General features: G+C 70.7%; 15 protein-coding genes. 6 read left to right on the forward strand and 9 right to left on the reverse strand.

The genetic code is table 11. The features are described from left to right. Positions 1-9 precede the first annotated feature (9 nt). Positions 10-759 (reverse strand): GntR family transcriptional regulator, encoded by a 750-nt coding sequence (locus ABH935_RS36335; protein WP_370382505.1) that lies wholly within the window; start codon positions 757-759, stop codon positions 10-12. Positions 760-876: 117 nt separating this feature from the next. Here ABH935_RS36335 and deoC point away from each other — a divergent pair, with 117 nt between their 5' ends. Both deoC and ABH935_RS36345 read left to right on the forward strand, forming a co-directional pair. Next, a complete protein-coding gene (gene deoC, locus ABH935_RS36340; RefSeq protein ID WP_370382506.1) occupies positions 877-1,605 on the forward strand; it encodes a deoxyribose-phosphate aldolase in 729 nt (242 codons plus the stop codon). 492 nt (positions 1,606-2,097) lie between these two features. Beyond that, positions 2,098-2,520, forward strand: a complete 423-nt coding sequence (locus tag ABH935_RS36345; RefSeq protein ID WP_370382507.1) for an SgcJ/EcaC family oxidoreductase — start codon at positions 2,098-2,100, stop codon at positions 2,518-2,520. A 1,385-nt stretch (positions 2,521-3,905) separates the two neighbouring features. Here the strand turns inward: ABH935_RS36345 and ABH935_RS36350 are convergent. The 4 genes from ABH935_RS36350 to ABH935_RS36365 all read right to left on the reverse strand — a co-directional run bounded on the left by ABH935_RS36350 (position 3,906) and on the right by ABH935_RS36365 (position 10,037). Beyond that, a complete protein-coding gene (locus ABH935_RS36350; RefSeq protein ID WP_370382508.1) occupies positions 3,906-7,346 on the reverse strand; it encodes a BTAD domain-containing putative transcriptional regulator in 3,441 nt (1,146 codons plus the stop codon). Positions 7,347-7,373: 27 nt separating this feature from the next. After that, a complete protein-coding gene (locus ABH935_RS36355; RefSeq protein ID WP_370382509.1) occupies positions 7,374-8,408 on the reverse strand; it encodes an alcohol dehydrogenase catalytic domain-containing protein in 1,035 nt (344 codons plus the stop codon). Positions 8,409-8,514: 106 nt separating this feature from the next. After that, positions 8,515-9,063 (reverse strand): GNAT family N-acetyltransferase, encoded by a 549-nt coding sequence (locus ABH935_RS36360; protein WP_370382510.1) that lies wholly within the window; start codon positions 9,061-9,063, stop codon positions 8,515-8,517. 50 nt (positions 9,064-9,113) lie between these two features. Beyond that, positions 9,114-10,037, reverse strand: a complete 924-nt coding sequence (locus ABH935_RS36365; RefSeq protein WP_370382511.1) for an NADP-dependent oxidoreductase — start codon at positions 10,035-10,037, stop codon at positions 9,114-9,116. Between the two features lie 80 nt (positions 10,038-10,117). On the opposite strand from ABH935_RS36365, the gene ABH935_RS36370 reads away from it, so the two are divergent. Further along, positions 10,118-10,687, forward strand: coding sequence for a helix-turn-helix domain-containing protein (locus tag ABH935_RS36370; RefSeq protein WP_370382512.1), 570 nt, complete (start codon positions 10,118-10,120; stop codon positions 10,685-10,687). 7 nt (positions 10,688-10,694) lie between these two features. Here ABH935_RS36370 and ABH935_RS36375 read toward each other — a convergent pair whose 3' ends face one another. The 3 genes from ABH935_RS36375 to ABH935_RS36385 form a co-directional block, all read right to left on the reverse strand. After that, positions 10,695-10,913: a tautomerase family protein gene (locus ABH935_RS36375; RefSeq protein ID WP_370382513.1), complete on the reverse strand. Its 219-nt coding sequence runs from the start codon at positions 10,911-10,913 to the stop codon at positions 10,695-10,697. Positions 10,914-10,957: 44 nt separating this feature from the next. Then, positions 10,958-11,881 carry an SDR family oxidoreductase gene (locus ABH935_RS36380; RefSeq protein WP_370382514.1) on the reverse strand — a complete coding sequence of 308 codons (924 nt, stop codon included), beginning with the start codon at positions 11,879-11,881 and terminating at the stop codon, positions 10,958-10,960. 63 nt (positions 11,882-11,944) lie between these two features. Further along, positions 11,945-12,763, reverse strand: coding sequence for an SDR family oxidoreductase (locus tag ABH935_RS36385; protein ID WP_370382515.1), 819 nt, complete (start codon positions 12,761-12,763; stop codon positions 11,945-11,947). Between the two features lie 123 nt (positions 12,764-12,886). On the opposite strand from ABH935_RS36385, the gene ABH935_RS36390 reads away from it, so the two are divergent. Beyond that, on the forward strand, positions 12,887-13,762 hold the full coding sequence (locus tag ABH935_RS36390) for a helix-turn-helix domain-containing protein (protein WP_370382516.1): 876 nt from the start codon (positions 12,887-12,889) through the stop codon (positions 13,760-13,762). A 48-nt stretch (positions 13,763-13,810) separates the two neighbouring features. Beyond that, positions 13,811-16,141 (forward strand): FUSC family protein, encoded by a 2,331-nt coding sequence (locus ABH935_RS36395; RefSeq protein WP_370382517.1) that lies wholly within the window; start codon positions 13,811-13,813, stop codon positions 16,139-16,141. A gap of 37 nt (positions 16,142-16,178) precedes the next feature. On the opposite strand, the gene ABH935_RS36400 is transcribed toward ABH935_RS36395, so the two are convergent. After that, the gene (locus ABH935_RS36400) at positions 16,179-16,574 is read right to left on the reverse strand and encodes a DUF4406 domain-containing protein (RefSeq protein ID WP_370382518.1); all 396 of its coding nucleotides are present in this window, start codon (positions 16,572-16,574) and stop codon (positions 16,179-16,181) included. Positions 16,575-16,652: 78 nt separating this feature from the next. Here ABH935_RS36400 and ABH935_RS36405 point away from each other — a divergent pair, with 78 nt between their 5' ends. Then, the gene (locus ABH935_RS36405; protein WP_370382519.1) at positions 16,653-17,453 is read left to right on the forward strand and encodes a DeoR/GlpR family DNA-binding transcription regulator; all 801 of its coding nucleotides are present in this window, start codon (positions 16,653-16,655) and stop codon (positions 17,451-17,453) included. Position 17,454: the final 1 nt, after the last annotated feature.

Consider the following 17,454-nt stretch of genomic DNA (forward strand, 5'->3'; position numbering starts at 1 on the left):
CGGTCCTGCTCACATCTGTTCCGGCCGCGAGACGGAGAAGTCGACTCTGAGCGCGTAGCGGTCGGCCACGTAGGAGCTGACCGTGAACTCCAACGGGTCGCCGTGCTGGTCGACGATGGAACGAGTCTCTACGAGCATCGGGGTGGTCGCGGCGACACCGAGGTCGGGGGCGTCGTCGTCGGCGGTGCGGGCGGTGAGGAGCGAGGAGCCGAGAGTCGGGGTCAGGCCGAGGCGGCGCAGGGCGTTGTGGAGTGAGCCGGTTTCCAGGTCGGTGGTCAGCAGGGCACTGAGGGTCGCGGGGAAGGCGGCGCGTTCGACGGCGATGGGGAGGTCGTCGAAGAGGCGGATGCGGGTGATGGCGACGACTTCCTCGACTTCCTCGGGCGGTTGCTCCGGATTCTGATCTTTCTTTTGATACAGCGCCGCGACCTCCTGCGGCGTGGCCGCGCGCACCTCTGCCTCCAGGACGCGGGAGCGTGGCGTCTTGCCTTCGGCGAGGGCCTGGTCGTGGAAGCTGAGCAGGACGCCGACGGGGCGGTGAGCGGCGCCTTTGCGGACGAAGCTGCCGCGTCCCGGGACGCGTTCGAGCATGCCGTCGCGCTCCAGGCCGGCCAGGGCGGCGCGCACCGTCATCCGCGAGACGCCGAACTCCTCGGCCAGCCGCGGCTCGGAGGGGAACGGATCGCCGTCGGCGGCCGCGTCCAGGCGGCGGCGGAGCTGCTTCTCGATGCGCTCGTAGAGGGGCTGGGATGCGGCCATGGCAGAATTGTATATGCTGTCTAGACAGCTCACAAACGGCTCCGCTGAGCTCACAAACGACCACGCCGTTTTGTCGAATATGACAGAGAGCCCCGCCCCGCCCTGAAGGAGAACGCCATGTCTGTCACCTCGCTGGAAGCCCCACGCTGGGACGGCCCACTGCCCACCCGCGACGCGGTGGCGAAGATGATCGACCACTCACTGCTCCGCCCGGAGCTGACCCCGACCGACGTCGAGGCCGGCCTGGCGGTCGCGGTCCGGTACCAGGTCGCGTCGGTGTGCGTGCGGCCCGCCGACGTGGAGGCGGTCGCGATCGCGCTGCGCGGCTCGGGCGTCCTGGTCGGCACGGTGGTCGGCTTCCCACACGGCAGCAGCGCGACGCCGACGAAGGTCTTCGAGACCCGCGAGCTGATCTCGCTCGGCGCCGAAGAGATCGACATGGTGATCGACATCGGCCGGCTGCGCGCCGGCGACGCGGCGTTCACGCATGAGGAGATCGCTGCGGTGGTTCACGCTGCCGAGGACCGCCCGGTGAAGGTCATCTTCGAGAACGCATACCTGACGGACGAGGAGAAGGTCGCCGGCTACCAGGCCGCTGAGGCGGCCGGGGCGGCGTACGTCAAGACCAGCACCGGCTTCGCCGGCGGGGGAGCGACGGCCGCGGACATCGCTTTGATGCGCCGGACTGTATCGCCGGCCGTGCGGGTCAAGGCCGCCGGCGGTGTGCGCACACTGGACGCGCTGCTGGAGCTGAACCGGCTGGGCGCCACGCGTTTCGGCGCGACGACCACTGCGGCGATGCTCGATGACCTGGAGCGGCGGCGTGGCGGGAGTGCCCAAAGATAACGGGCCCAAATTCTCGACGGCTGTGCCACCACTTACCGACGCCACCACTGGCGATGGTGATCCGCCGGGCGAAAAGCCGGTGTGGGACTGGGGCTGTGCGAGACTCCCGCACCTGCCTGTTGGTCGTGGCCAAACGCGCGCCGGCCACCGTGAACAACGCTCTTCAACACCCGCCACGGTCTGCGGGCCGCAAACGCCAAGCGCACCCGAGCTGCCCAAAACGGCATTCGGGCGCTGGAGCCGCGCGACCGAGACGTGTTTCTGCGCGAGGTCGAGCGCTGACGGCGCTGGTACGGGCTGGCACTGATGATGAGTAGCAGCAGGTCAGAGGACAAGATAGCGGTCGGACCCGGTGTCGCAGTGGCCTCCTGCGGTGGGGGAGCAGGGGTGGCGCTGGGTGGATCCCGAGCGCGCTGTAGTGTCCGATTCGAGGTACCTCGGGCCGGCGCCAGTGGCCTCGGCCGGATCGAAGACAGAAAGAGTGAGTCAGCCATGAGCAGCCAGGAACCCGTCGACTCCCAGGTCACTGACCCGGCCCGTCTGCCGTTCGCGTACGCGGATGCGCTCAACGCCGGGGACGCCGAGGCCGTCCTCGCGCTGTTCCATCAGGACGCGTCGATGCGGACCTTTAGCGGCGACGTGCTCACGGACCAGGAGGCGCTGCGTGCTGAGACGGTCAACTCGATCGCGGTTCAGGCGCACCTGACCAACAAGCTCAGGTTCACCCAGGTCGGGGGCGATACGGCTTTGATCGTCGTCGATTGGGACCTTGAGGCGACGTTGCCGGACGGTACCCGGATCTCGCCCACCGGAACGACGACGGCCGTTGCGCGCCAGTCGGCCGACGGGACGTGGCGGTTCGCCGTCCTCAACTGCCAGGGGACGGCTGCGTCTCCCGGGTGGTCCAATAACTAGATAACGGGCCCCAATCCCCTCTCCATATCCAACTCACCATCACGTGTCCACAACCTTCTAAGGAGCCGCCTTCGGCGGCACCCATCTAAAAGGGCACCCCTGCTTGATGTGTGGGTGTGGGTGGCTGGGGTGTGGTGGGTGCGGTTTGTTGGTGGGTTTTAGGAGCTTTTTACGGCTTCGCGCGGGTTTAAGAAGGATCCGCTGGGTGGCGCAGTTCGGTGGTGTGCCGCGGGTGGCGTTGGCGGCTGGCGGTTGTTCGTGTACACGACCACGCACGGGTCCGGGTCACTGCGCACGCGTTGCGTAGGCGGCAATCGTCGGGCGTGGTGGGCGCCTGAAAGTCAAAGACAGGGCCTCCGGCGGCGCCTGCGCGGCGAGCGGCACTCGCTCCGGGGAGGGGGGCCGCGTAGTCGGCTGCCGGACGCTGCTTGTGGTCGCCTCGTCCCGGGTTCCCCGTCGCATCGTCGCCTCACGGAAGCAGACCGGCCAGCCGGTATCAAGCCGGATCGCTGTGCTGTGGTTGCGAAACGCCCGGCTTGACACCGGCTGTCCGGTCAGCTTGGCTACGCCCGCCGACGCGACGGGGAACCCGGGACAACCCCGGCCTGTGGGAAGGATTCCCGCGTCTTGGGCACGCCACGTCACTACCCGCACGTGTACACACCCGAGTGGACCGTGTCCACACCACAGGAGGGATCCGGGACTCGGCGACCAACACACGGACCGCCGCCGACGCGGGGGGTTGGGGATCCCTCAGAGTCTGGAGTGCCCCCCGCCGGAGGCGCCTGCTCTTGACCTTAGGCGCCCACCAAACGCGGCCGCCGCCCGCCTACCTGACGCGTGCGCAGTGACTCGGGCCTGTGCGTGGTCGTGTCCAGCATCACCGCCGGCCGCCAACGCCACGCCAGGCACACCACCGAACTGCGCCACCCAGCGGATCCTTCTTAAACCCACGCGAAGCCGTCAAAAAACGCCTTTGACCGTCAACCCACAAACAAACCGCACCCACCACCAGCACCCACACATAGGTCAGCAGCGCCTAAAAGAACGACTTCGCCTGAGGTCGGGGGAGTGGATCCGGCCTCTGCCGCCAACCCATTCCCACGCTCGCACCGCCGCGGATCCGCTACCGAGGCCTGCGGCGCGCTCGCGCTCGGCCTGTGCGATGCAATCGACGCCCACCCCTGGGTCGGCGCGCAGCTCACGCGCGAGGCCGTGGCGTCGCCTTTGCTCGCCGACGCCAACCTGTTCACGCACACCCGCATCTTTGCCCGCAGCGCCGCCTGGCTTCCGCAGTGGTCAGCCGGCGGATGTCAGATGTACGCCGCCGCCGCGCCGCCGAGCATCTGCTCGAACACCAGTGAATGCGCCGCGCCGGTCCCGCGTCAGACGCGTGCCTCGCGTGTTGGAGGTGTCCTACCGTTCGCCGGGTCGAATCCGATGTAGTCCGCGAGAAACGCCAGGCCTTCCTGGCGTGTCATGCCGCGGGCCGAGGCGAATGCGGCCTCGAACTCGGCCTCGCCGAGCTGCGCCTCGACGCTGTGCGTGACGTCGGCGCGGTCCGGGTCGCTCAGGTCGGTGCCGCCGCGGAGTGCGAAGGCGGTGCCCAGGGCGCGTGTGGCTGCGGTGGGGTCGCCGAGGGTGTCGGCGTAGCAGGCCACGGCGATGGCGATGCGGGACAGGACCGGCATGTCGTGGGCGATGCTGCCGAGTGCGTACGCCTCGTGCAGCCTCAGGCGTGCGCGCTCGGTGTCGACGCCGGTATCAGTGTCCGAGTCGCCGGCTTTCAGGGCGCCGCCGGGTGTCAGGTACAGCAGCGCGGCGGAGATCTCTCGTACTGCCAGCAGCTGTGGTGGTCCCTGCCAGTGGTCGCGGGTGACGTTGTGCGAGGCCCGGAGGTATTCGCGCGCTGCGTCGAGTTCGCCTTCGCGGCGGGCGATGTCGGCCAGGCCGACGTAGGCCATCAGCATCGACGTGTACGAGTGGTTCCGCTGGCCGGACTCCAGGATCGACGTGACCAGGGCCTTCGCCTCTTGGAGGGCGCCGGTGCGGGCCAGGGCGAAGGCGCGCATCATCTGGACCTGTGCGGCGTCGTCGGTTGCCTTGATCTCGCGCAGGAGGGCCAGCGCCTCGTCCTGCATCCGGAGGGCCTCGTGCGTCTCGCCGTCGGCCATGGCCATCGCGGACAGTGCCGACAGCGTGGCCGACAGGCCCCAGCGCTCGCCGATCAGGGTGAAGCGGCGGCGTGCTTCGAGCAGGTCGCGGCGCTGGGTGACCAGGTCGCCGCTGTTCTCGGCGGCCATGCCGCGCATCAGGTGCAGCATGCCGCCGACCCAGGGGTCGGGGTGGTTCTCGTGGAGCGCGACGGCCGCGTAGACGGCGTCCAGGTCGTCGGTGACGATCGGGATGGTGCAGGCGGCGATGGCCAGTAGCGGGTTGTCGTGGGCGACTTCGGCGTCGTCGAGGACGGAGGCGAGGGCGTCGGTGATCTCGGTGAGGTTCGTCCAGTCCTGCGCGCTGAACAGGCCGGTCAGGGCGTGCAGGATCTTCACGACGGCGTGCGCCTCGGCCGGCGAGTCGCCCGGCACCGATAGCGCCACTTCCAGCCACGCGCGGCCCTCGGTGGTCTGGCCGACGATCGACCAGTACCAGGCCAGCGAGGCGGCGAGGCGGACGGCGGTGTCGGCGTCGCCGATGTCGGCGGCGAACCGGAGGGCGGCCAGGATGTTGTCGCTGTCGGCGTCGAGTCGTGCCAGCCAGGTGAGTTGTTCGCGGCGGCGCAGGTGCGGTTCGGCGGTTTCGGCGAGGTCGCGGAAGAAGTGTGCGTGGGCGCGGCGGACTTCGGTGATGGTGCCGGCCCGGGCCAGTTGTTCGATGCCGTATTCGCGCAGCGTCTCCAGCATGCGGTAGCGCGGCGGGGCGTCGGGGTCGGCGGGACCGGGGCTTGTGCCGTCGGGTTCCACAGGCTGGAGAAGTGATTTGTCGACAAGGGCGAACAGGAGGTCGTCGACGTCGGCCGCGATGTCGGCGGCGTCGGCGTTGGCGGCGTTGGCAGTCCCGGTTCCCGTCCCGGTTCCCGCCCCGGGATGCACCGCGGCGGCCGATTCGGCGGTGACCCCTCCGGGGAACACCGACAGCCGCTCGGCCAGGTCGCGTTCGGCCTGCGACAGCAGCTCCCAGCTCCACGCCACGACCGCGCGCAGCGTCTGGTGCCGCGGCATGGCGGTGCGGCTGCCGCCGGTGAGCAGCCGGAACCGGTCGTCGAGGCGGGAGGCGACGGCGTGCAGCGGCAGGGTGCGAAGGCGCGCGGCGGCCAGTTCGATCGCCAGCGGCAGCCCGTCGAGGCGGCGGCAGATCTTCACCACGTCGGCGACGTTGTCGTCCGCGACGGCGAAGTCGGGCTGGACGGCGGCGGCGCGATCGGCGAACAGCCGCACGGCCGGGAACGCGAGCGCCTCAGCAGGTGTGGTGAGTTCGGCGTGCTCGGTCGGCTGCGGCAGGGACAACACAGGAAACAGGTTCTCGCCGCCGATGCCGAGCGGTTCGCGGCTGGTCGCGACGATCCGCAGCCCGGGGACGTGTTCGAGCAGGTGCTCGGCGGCGCGGGCGGCGGCATCGACGAGGTGTTCGCAGTTGTCGAGCACGATGACCAGGTGTTGCTCGGCCAGTCCTTCGGTGACGCGGGTCAGCGCGTCCCGGGCCGGGCCGGTCTGGGCTTCGGGACGCAGCAGCCGCCACTCACGCTGCCCGAGCGCGGTGAGGATCGCCTGCGGCAGCTCGGAGGGGTCGGTGACCGGTGCGAGCTCGACCAGCCAGACGCCGTCGGCGATGTCGGCGTCCTGGGCGCCGGCCTCCAGCAGCCGCGCGGCGGCCTCGCCGGCCAGCCGGGTCTTGCCCGCGCCGCCCGGGCCGACGAGCGTCACCAGGCGGGAGGTCGCGAGCATCTTGGCGATGCGCGCCACCTCTTCCTCGCGGCCGACGAAGCTGGTGAGGCGGGCTCGGAGGTTGGTGCGCCGCCGCGTCGGCTCCGAGAAGGGTCCCGACCCCGGCGCCGCGTTCTCCGGGGAGCCGGCGGCGACCGGGGTGAGTGCCGGGTCGTTGCGCAGTATCGCGAGATGTACTGCGGTCAGTTGCTCGGAGGGGTCGATGCCGAGCTGGTCGGACAGGGTGGCGCGGACGCGTTCGTAGGCTGCGAGCGCGTCGGCTTGGCGGCCCGCCGCGTACAGGGCTTTCATCAGCAGCACGCCGATGTTCTCGCGCAGCGGATGCTCGGCGAGCAGGGCTTCGAGTTCGGGGAGCGCTTCGGCGTGCAGGCCGAGGCGGAGTTCGGTGTCGAGACGGTCGCACAGTGCGCCCAGGCGCAGCTCGTCCAGGCGTGCGGTGGGGGCTGTGGCGAATCCGGCGTCGGCGACGTCGGCCAGGGCCGGTCCCCGCCACAGCGCGAGGGCTTCGCGCAGCAGCTGCCGTGCGGTGGCGGGGTCGGCGTTGGCGGCGCCTCGGCCTTGTCGGGCCAGGGTCTCGAAGCGATGGGCGTCGACGGCGTCGGCAGGCACGGCCAGGCGGTAGCCGCCGGGGGTGCCGATGACGACGTCGGGGTCGCCGAGGGTGCGACGCAGTCGGGACACCAGTGATTGCAGCGCGTTGGCGGCGCCGTCGGGTGGTTCGTGTTCCCACAGGGCGTCGATGAGCGCCGGGATGGAGACGCTGCGGTCCGGGTCCAGGGCCAGTCTGGTCAGCAGGGCGCGCAGCCGGACGCCGCCGATCGGGATCGGGACGCCGTCGGCGCGGACCTCCAGCGGGCCGAGGATCAGGACGTCTAGCTGCACGGAGTCCAGTCTGGCCTATCGGTTGCCTCAGCGGATGAGGACCTTCAGGGCGGTGCGGTTGTCCATGGCCTTGTAGCCGTCGGGGACTTCCTCGATGCCGATTTCGCGGTCGAAGACCTTCCCGGGGTCGACGGCGCCGGAGAGGATGTCGGGCAGCAGGGTGCTGATGTAGGCGCGGGCCGGTGCGGGGCCGCCGGTCAAGGTGATGTTGGGGCCGAACAGGGTTCCGAAGCCGACGGACGCCTGGTCGTACTGCGGGACGCCGACACGGCTGATGACGCCGCCGGGGCGGACGATGCCGAGGGCTTGTTCGTAGGCGGGCATGTGGCCGACGGCTTCGAGCACGATGCCGGTGCCGTCGCCGCCGGTGAGGTCGCGGACCTCGGCGATGCCTTCCTCGCCGCGTTCGGCGACGACGTCGGTGGCGCCGAAGTACCGGCCGAGGTCGGTGCGGTCGGTGTGGCGTCCCATGAGGATGATCTGTTCGGCGCCGAGGCGCTTGGCGGCCAGCACGGCCATGAGGCCGACGGCGCCGTCGCCGATGACGGTCACTGCGCTGCCGGGGGTGACGCCGCCTTTGTGCGCGGCGTGGTAGCCGGTGCCGTAGACGTCGGACAGTGTGAGCAGCGACGGCAGCAGCGGCGAGTTCTCCTTCACCGGCACGGGCACCAGGGTTCCGTCGGCGAGCGGTACGCGCACGGCTTCGGCCTGGCCGCCGCCGACGTCGCCGGAGTTCCAGAAGCCGCCGTGCCGGCAGGAGGTCTGCAGGCCTTCGCGGCAGAAGTCGCAGGTGCCGTCGGACCAGGCGAACGGCGCGATGACCAGGTCGCCGCGCTGGACGGTGGTGACGTCGCGGCCGGTGTCCTCCACGACGCCGAGGAACTCGTGGCCCATCGAGGAGCCTTCGGTGCCGGCCGGGCGGTTGTGGTAGGGGTGCAGGTCCGAGCCGCAGATGCAGGACGCGACGACGCGCACGAGGGCGTCGGTGGGGTGCTTGACGACCGGGTCGGGGACGTCGATGACGCGGACGTCGCCGGCGCCGTACATGTAGGTGGCGCGCATGGGGTTCCTCGCTTCGCGGCTGATGCTTGATGCGTTGGGACCCAGTCAACGCCGCGGCGCGGGTGTTGGGGAGATCCTGCTGATAGGGGTACCGGCAGTACCCCTATCAGCGCGGAGCTGCGGGCGGCTCCCACAGGCCGAACCACTGCTCGGCGCCGTATTCGTGATAGCGCTCGACTTCGTCGAATCCGAGTTTGGTCGCGAGGCGTCGGGCGCTTTCGTTGGCGACCTGGGTGGTCAGCACGACTGGTTCGCCGGGACGCGCCGCGGCGAACCAGTCGAGGGCCGCGGTGCACGCTTCGGCGGCGTATCCGTGGCCCCACGCGTGGGGCAGGAACATGTAGCCCAGTTCTGTGCGTGCCAGGTCGGGGCGGGAGTGGCCGGGGTGTGCGGCGGTGTGGGGGTCGAGGGTGATCAGGCCGATCATCGCCGTGTCGAGTTCGACGATGAAGAAGCCGTATCGCCGTCCGGGTATCGCCGCCACGGTGCGTTCGAGTTCTTCGCGGGGCCGGGCTCCGCCGACGTAGGTGCCGACGTCCTCGGAGGCGAACAGGTCGATGATCGCCGGTCGGTCCCGGGCCTGGGATTCACGCAGCACCAGCCGCTTGGTGTGGATCGGTGTGGGTGGCCAGGTGTCGGGTCCGGGAACGGTCATGCCGACCGACTCTATCGCAGGGTTTTACGGTGCCCGGGTGCGGAGCGTGATCAGAGCGTGACGATGATCTTGCCGTGGGTGTGCCGTTCGGCCTGCGTCCGTACCGCGTCCTGGATCTTCTCGATCGGGAATCTGGCTTCGATCGGCACGGTGAGGTCGCCGGCGGCGACGGCCTCGGCGATGCGCTTGAGGTCGCCGGGCAGTGCGTTGGCGCCGCCGGTGGCGCGGACGCCGCCGGGCGGGTTGGGGCCGGCGGCGATGGTGGAGATGCGCTGCGGGGCGACGCCGAGGGCCAGGGCGGCTTCGGCGGTTTCGGTGCCGTGCAGGTCGGTGGCTGCGGTCAGGCCGTCGGGTGCGAGGGCGCGGACGCGGTCGGCCAGTCCGGGGCCGTAGGGGACGGGTTCGGCGCCGAGGTCGCGCAGGAAGTCGAAGGTGCTTGGTGCGGCGGTGCCGATGACGCGCGCGCCGGCGGCGCGGGCCAGTTGGACGGCGAACACGCCGACTCCGCCTGCGGCGCCGCCGATGAGCACGGTGTCGCCGGCGCGCAGGTCGATCGCGGCGAGCGCCGCGGCGGCGGTGGCGCCGGCGACGGGCAGGGTGCAGGCGGTGTCGTCGGTGAGGCCGGCGGGGGTGTGTTCGAGGGTGTCGGTGCCGGTGGGGTCGACGATGAGGTGGTCGGTGGCGGCGCGGCCGACGGCGCCGCCGTAGACGCGGTCGCCGATGGTGAAGGCGGTGACGTCGGGGCCGGTCTCGTCGATGGTGCCGGCGAAGTCGGTGCCGAAGCCGGAGGGCAGGGTGATGCCGAATTGCTGGGCCATCTGCGGCATGGAGGAGAAGATCCAGTCCATGGGGTTGAGGCCGACGGCGGTGACGCGGACGCGGACTTGGCCTGCTTGGGGGTGGGGTTCGGGGGTGTCGCGTATTTCGAGGACTTCGGGTCCGCCGAACTTTTCGTAGATGACTGTCCGGTTCATGGAGGCCTCCACGGCAGTGATGGGACTTGGTCTCATCACTGTAGCACCGGTGACGGGACCAAGTCCCGTAAGGTGGGGGTATGGCCCGCTGGGAACCGCACGCGTCGGAACGACTCGCTGAAGCCGCCCTGGAGTTGTTCGCTGAGAACGGCTACGAGAACACCACCGTCGTGGACATCGCGGCGCGCGCCGGCCTGGCCAAGAGCACGTTCTTCCGGCATTTCCAGGACAAGCGCGGGGTGTTGTTCGGTGAGGACGTGCTGACCGGGGTGTTGAGGGCGGCGATCGCGGGGGCGCCGGAGGAGGCCGGTGTGTTGGAGGCGGTGGCGTGTGGGCTGGCGGCGCTGGGGCGGGAGGTGTTCACTGCGGAGCGCAGGCCGTTCACCGTGCGGCGCCGTGCGGTGATCGAGACGCACGCTGACCTGCAGGAGCGGGAGGCGCTCAAGGGTGTGAACCTCACGGCAGCCGTCGGCGCCGCGCTGGTGGAGCGCGGCGCCGAGGTGATGGTCGCCGAGGTGGCGGCGGAGCTCGGGGCGTTGGCGTTGAAGCGCGCTTACGAGCAGTGGTGCGATCTGGCGAACACTGAGGAGTTCGCCGATGTTGCCCGCCGCAGCCTGGATGGGGTGAAGGCTGCGGCTTCAGCGGTGTAGAGCCCTGCTAGGCATCTTGATCGTTTTGCTGGAGCGCGGCGAGCGTCAGGACGTGGTCGCCGATGCCCCAGCCGCCGTCGGCGACTTCTTCGACGAGCACCATCGTGCCGCCGCGGGCTCGTTCGCCGTAGATCTCCACGTACAGCTCGGTGGTGCGGTGGACGATCTTCTCCTTCTGGTCGGCGTCCAGTGTGCCGGCGGGGACTTTGAAGTTCGCGAATGGCATGTCGGGGTTCCTGTTCTGGTTCTGGGTGTTCTGGTTCTGGGTGGTCAGCGGCTGGCGTGTTCGGGGAGCAGGTCGGCGATTCCGATGCGGTGGTAGAACTCGCTGCGGATGCGGTCGGCGACGGTGGAGACGACGTCGCTGCCGTCGCGGCTGGGGTCGACGTGGACGTGGAAGGGGCGTTGTCCGGCCGGCAGGTCGATCACGTCGACGATCGCGTCGGCGACTTCGTCGACGGTGCGGCCGGCGGGGAACAGCTCGGCGAGGCGGTTCGCCATCTCGTCGCGGAGCTGTCCGTAGGCGGCGTCGTAGTCGGCGGCGCGTTCGGTGTCGGCGGGGAGGCCGGCGTGGGCGAAGTGGTTGGTGCCGGCCGGGTAGGCGCCGGGCACCACGATGACGGTGTCGATGCCGTAGCGGATGACTTCGGCGGCGTAGCTTTCGGCCATGGCGTCCATGCCGGCCTTCGCGGCGAAGTACGGTGCCAGGAACGGCGGGTGGCCGCCGCGGGTGCTGGAGCTGCCGACCCACACCAGCAGCCCGGAACCTGCGCGGCGCATCAGCGGCAGTGCGGCGCGGTTGACGCGCTGCGTGCTGAGGACGTTGATGTCGTACAGCTGGGCCAGCTGCTCGGGGGTGAACGCTTCGGCGGGGCCGAGCACCATGTGTCCGGCGTTGTGCACGACTACGTCCAGGCGGCCCTGTTCGGAGGCGATGCGGGCGATCGCGGCGTCCACGGAGTCCTGGTCCTGGACGTCCATTTCGATGCCGCGCACGTCCACGCCGTTCTCGGTGGACAGTTGCGTCAGGTCCTGCACGTGTGTCGCGTTGCGGCTGTCGGTTTCGCGCATTCCGGCGTAGACGGTGTGTCCGGCGGCGGCCAGTGCCCTGGCGGCGAGGTTGCCGAAGCCTGATGAGGCGCCGGTGACGACGATGACCTTGCTGTCGGTGGCTTTCGCGGTGTTCTGGCTCATGTCAGTTCCTCGTCCTGTTTCGGTCCTGTGTCTCGTCCTGTGTTCGGTGTGGTGATGGTGTGCTCAGACCAGGCCGCCGTTGGCGCGCAGCACCTGTCCGTTGACCCAGTGGCCGGCCGGGCCGGCCAGGAACGCCACGACCTCGGCGATGTCCTCCGGGGTGCCGAGGCGCTCCAGCGGCGCCTGCGCGGCCAGGTGCGCGATGAGTTCGTCGTCCTTGCCGTCCAGGAACAGGTCGGTGGCGGTGGGCCCGGGCGCGACGGTGTTCACGGTCACGTCCCGGCCGCGCAGCTCGCGCGCCAGGACCAGCGTCAGCGCCTCCACGGCGCCCTTGCTGGCGACGTAGGCGCCGTAGGTGGGGAAGGAGGTGCCCAGGACCGACGTGGAGAACGTGACCAGCGCGCCGCCGGGCCGCAGTCGCCGCGCCGCCTGCTGCGCGACCACGAACGTGCCGCGGATGTTGGTGCGGTGCAGTTCGTCCAGGACCGTCAGGTCCAGGTCGACCAGCGGTGACAGCGCCATCCGGCCGGCGGCGTTCACGACCGCGTCCACGCCGCCGAACCGCTGCTCGGTCTGGTCGAACACCGCGGCCACGGCCTTCTCGTCGGCGACGTCGGCCTGGATGGCCAGTCCCTGCCCGCCGGCGGCCTCGACCTCGGCGAGGACCTGCTCGGCCAGGTCGGTGCGGCCGGCGTAGACGATCACGACGGCTTGGCCGTCGGCGGCCAGCCGGAGTGCGACGGCCCGGCCGATGCCGCGCGAGGCGCCGGTGACGATCGCGACGCGCCGCTGCGCCGAACCGGAGGCGCCGGTCGTGCCGGTGGTGTCGGCGGCGTCGGAAAGGGTCGTCGTGGCGGCCGCGGCGGTGTTCTCAATGCTCATGATCTGCTCCGTTTCTCGGTGACACCACCACCTTGTGCCTGGTCGGAGCCGGTAACCAGTTGCCGTTTACCCAGGGGTCGGCGCCCCCTGGCTCCGCGCGCGGCGGTGACGGAGACTGGGGAGGTGGATCTGGCTGAACTCGGTGGCTTCCTGAAATCCCGGCGCGACCGGATACGTCCGCGCGAGGTGGGGCTGCCCACCGGGCCGCGGCGCCGGGTGCCGGGGCTGCGCCGCGACGAGGTGGCGCAGCTGGCCGGCGCCTCCGTCGACTACTACATCGAGCTGGAGCGCGGCGGTGCCCAGCCCTCCGAGCAGATGCTCGCGGCCCTGGCCCGGGCGCTGCGGTTGAACCGGGACGAGCGCGACCACCTGTACCACCTGGCCGGGCGGCCCGTCCCGCCGGCCGGCGGCGGCGCCGCGCACGTCAGCCCCGGCATGTTGGACCTGATGGACCGCCTGGCCGGTACCCCGGCCCGGGTCATCACCGACCTGCACGTGGTGCTGGTGCAGAACCCCCTCGCCGAGGCGCTGCTGGGTCCGGTGCCGCCGGGCACCGGCCCGCGGGCCGGGTTCGTGTACCGGTGGTTCACCGAGCCGGCCGCGCGCGAGCTGTATCCGCCGGAGGATCACGAGCGGCACGCGCTGACTTTCGTCGCGGACCTGCGTGCGGCCGCGGCCCGGCGCGGCAAACACGACGAGGAGACCAGGGGCATGGTCGCCGAGCTGCTTGAACGCAGCGAGGAGTTCGCCCGCATCTGGAGTCGGCACGATGTGGCGGTGCGTCTGATGGACACCAAACGCATCGTGCATCCGGCTCTGGGTCTGATCGACGTGAACTGTCTGAACCTGCTGACCGAGGACGGTAGTCAGCGGCTGCTGTGGTTCAGCCCGGTGCCCGGCACCGATGCCGTGGAGAAACTGGAACTGCTGTCCGTTCTCGGTACGCGAGATCTCGCCGCTGATCCGAGCCGGAGCGCGCCGGGGGTGATACACAATTGAGCGCGGTGTGGCGCCTGGCCCCGCCGACGTTCTCAGCCGGAGGTGTGGATGTCGTCAGGGGCCTTGCTGGAGCGGCGCGGATCGGTGGTCGACTTCTCGGCGTTCACCGGGTGGTTGCGGTCGCATGATCCGGCGCTGGCGGCGACGCGGCGTGCGGCGCGCACGGCGGTGGTGATGCCGGCGTTGTTCGCGTTGTGCACGCAGGTGTTCCACTCGCCGACGATGGCGAGTTTCGCGGCGTTCGGGTCGTTCTCGATGCTGCTGCTGGTGGACTACAGCGGGACCTTGATTCAGCGGCTGCGTGCGCAGTTGGCGCTGGCTGTGGCGTGGGCGATGCTGATCTGTGTCGGCACGCTGGTCGCGCGGGTCACGTGGGTGGCGGTGGCCGCGACGGTGGTCGTGGCGTTCGTGGTGTTGTTCTCCGGGGTGGTCAGCTCGGTGCTGGCCGGCAGCGCCACGGCGTTGCTGCTGGCGTTCGTGTTGCCGGTCGCGACGCCGGTGCCGCTGGACCAGTTGCAGTACCGGCTGGCCGGTGCGGGTTTGGCGGCGGCCGCGGCGTTGCCGGCGGTGACGTTGTTGTGGCCGCGTCCGGCTGCCGACCCGCTGGCCAAGCCGGCGGCGCGGGTGTGCCGGGCGGCTGCGGCGCTGTTGCGGGCCGACGCGCGCGCCACCGGTGGGCATCGGGCGTTCAACATCGGGGCCTGTCAGATCGCGGCCGATGAGACCACTGCCGCGAACAACGATTTGCGTCGCATGTTCGACGCCACTCCGTATCGGCCCACGGGGTTGTCGACGTCTTCGCGGACGCTGGTGCGGCTGGTCGACGAGCTGACGTGGCTGGTCACGATCGTCACGGACCGGCCGGACTACGACGAGCAGCCGCCGGCGTGCGATCCGGCTGCGCGCACCGCGCGGCTGGCCGCCGCGGACGTGCTGGACCGGGCTGCCGATGTGCTCACGGATCTGCGGGGCGACATCAGTGCTCTGCAGGCGGCCGGGAAGGAGCTGCAGTCGGCGCTGGCGGCGATGGAGGACAGCTCCACCGCGCGGCTGCCGGTCGACCAGCCTGTCGGCGAGAGCCCCGATGAGGCGTTCATGTTCATCTCCACGCTCGACTTCTCCTTCCGGGCGCTGGAGTTGGGGTTCGCCGTGCAGCAGATCGCGGGGAACGTGGAGTTGGCGGCGAAGGCGTGGCAGCGAAGCTGGCCGGACCGGCTCCTCGGCCGCGAGCCCGGCGCGCTGGCCAAGCCGCTGGCGTCGGCGCGCGAGCGGGCCGGTGCGCACCTGGGCTGGAATTCGGTGTGGCTGCACAACAGTGTCCGTGGCGCTATCGGTCTGGCGCTCGCTGTGCTGCTCGCCGACCTGACCAGCGTCCAGCACTCGTTCTGGGTGCTGCTGGGCACGCTGTCGGTGCTGCGGTCCAATGCGTTGAACACCGGGCAGAACGCGATGCGTGCCGTGTTGGGGACGGTGCTGGGGTCGATCATCGGTGCCGGGATGCTTCAGGTGATCGGGCATCACGGGAATGTGCTGTGGCTGCTGCTGCCGGTGGCGATCCTGATCGCCGGGATCGCGCCGGCGGCGATCTCCTTCACCGCCGGGCAGGCCGCGTTCACGGTGACGCTGGTGATTCTGTTCAACATCGGGCAGAACCCGGACTGGCACATCGTGCTGCTGCGGATCCAGGACATCGGCTTGGGCTGTGGTGTGAGCGTCGTGGTCGCCTTGTTCTTCTGGCCTCGTGGCGCCGCCGCCGCGGTCGACAAGGCCCTGGCCAAGGCCTACACCGACAGTGCGCGGTACCTGTCGGGGGCGGTCACCTACGCCCTCGGGCACTGCACCGACAACCCCGACGCCCCGGCCGCGGCCGCACCGCAGGCTCCGGAGGCGGCCGGCCGCGACGCCGCCGCCTCCGCCCGGCGCCTGGACGACGCCTACCGCACCTACCTGGCCGAACGCGGCGCCAAACCACTGTCGCTGGCCGACACCACCACGCTGGTCACCGGTGTCGTCGGGCTGCGGCTGGCCGCCGACTCCGTGGTCGCGCTGTGGGAGCACAGCGGCCGCACCAAACTCACCGCCGACCAGAGCGCCGCCCACGACGCCATCCTGGAAGGCGCCGACAAGGTCACCGACTGGTACCGGGCCCTGGCCGACAGCCTCGGCGACCACAACGGCACGCCTATCCCGGCGCCGGTGCCGCTGCGGCCGGAAGCCGCCGCACGCCTGGTCGACGCGGTCCGCACCGACCTCGTCGACCAGGACGGCCAGGCCACCGCCACCGCGGTGCGGGTCATCTGGACCGGCGACCATGTGGACGTCGCGCGCCGGTTGCAGCCGAGCCTGGCTGCAGCCGCTAAGGAAGCTGTGCTGCGGTAAGCGGTGCGGGCGGCACCCGCGAGAACCGGATCCGGTCTCAGTGTGCCGACGCCTCGGGATGCGGGGCGTCAGCGCGCGGGATCTCGTCGAGCGAGGTGTAGACCGGGATGCCGCGTTCGCGGGCGATCGCGACGTCCTGATCGGCGCCCCTGGATTCTCCGGGCAGCCGCAGCACCGCGTCGCAGTGTGCGAGCAGCCGCTGCGCCGTCGGATACATCACCTGCTGGGCCAGCGGGTCGTTCGGGCCGGACGCGCCGGCGCTTTCCAGGACCGGCAGGGCGACCCATTCGCCGATCATCGGGACGTGTCCGGCTTGGAAGATCGGCCAGGCCGCGGTCTCCAGGCGTTTCAGGTTGCGGGCCATCAGCTGCGGGTCGCCGTTGGTGCCGGAGGCGTAGGGGCCGGCTATCAGGATCAGCAGTGGTTTCGTCATGCCGTGAGGATACGGCAAGAACGTGCAGTATCGTGAATGAGTCGGAAGATATTCGGCACAGACTCGGAAGGAGTCGGCATGCTGGCCGCTTCGCGCAAGGACCTGCTGCTGGAGCGGCTGCGCCGCGACGGACGCGTCGTGGCCAAGGACATCGCCGCCGAACTCGGCATCTCCGCGGACAGTGTGCGCCGTGACCTGCGGGAGCTCGACGCCGCCGGGCTGGCTGTGCGGGTCTACGGCGGGGCGCTGCCCGCCTCGCCGGCCGTCGTCGCCTACGCCGCCCGCGACGCCGTCGCCCCCGACAGCAAACGCCGCGTCGCGGCGCGCGCCGCCGCGCTCATCCAGCCCGGCTCGACCGTGATCCTCGACGGCGGCACCACCACCCGCGCCGTGGTCGACGCGTTGCCGAAGACCCTGGCGTGCACGGTCATCACGCACAGCCCCACGATCGCCGCGGCGCTGCTGGACCACGCCGCTGAGGTGTTCCTGCTGGGTGGGCGGCTGTTCAAGCACTCGGCGGTGACCTGCGGTGCCGCCGCGGCTGAGGCGGCCGCGCAGATCAGTGCGGAGGTGTTCCTGCTCGGCGTGACCGGCGTGCATCCCACGGCCGGGCTGACCACCGCCGATGCCGACGAGGCCGCGATGAAGCGGGCTTTGGCGGCGCGCGCCGCCGAGACGTATGTGCTGGCCAGTGCGGAGAAGGTCGGGGCGGCGTCGCGGTACACGGTGCTGCCGTGGGATGCGGTCACCGGGGTCGTCACCGACGTCGATTCTGCCGACCCGACCATCGCGCAGCTCGAAGACGACGGCGTCGAGGTGCTTTACGCGGGAGTGGCGCATGCCGGTGGCCAAGGACATCAGGGCTCAGCGCCGCGCTGAT

It is taken from the genome of Catenulispora sp. GAS73 (assembly GCF_041262085.1).
Lineage (GTDB): Bacteria > Actinomycetota > Actinomycetes > Streptomycetales > Catenulisporaceae > Catenulispora.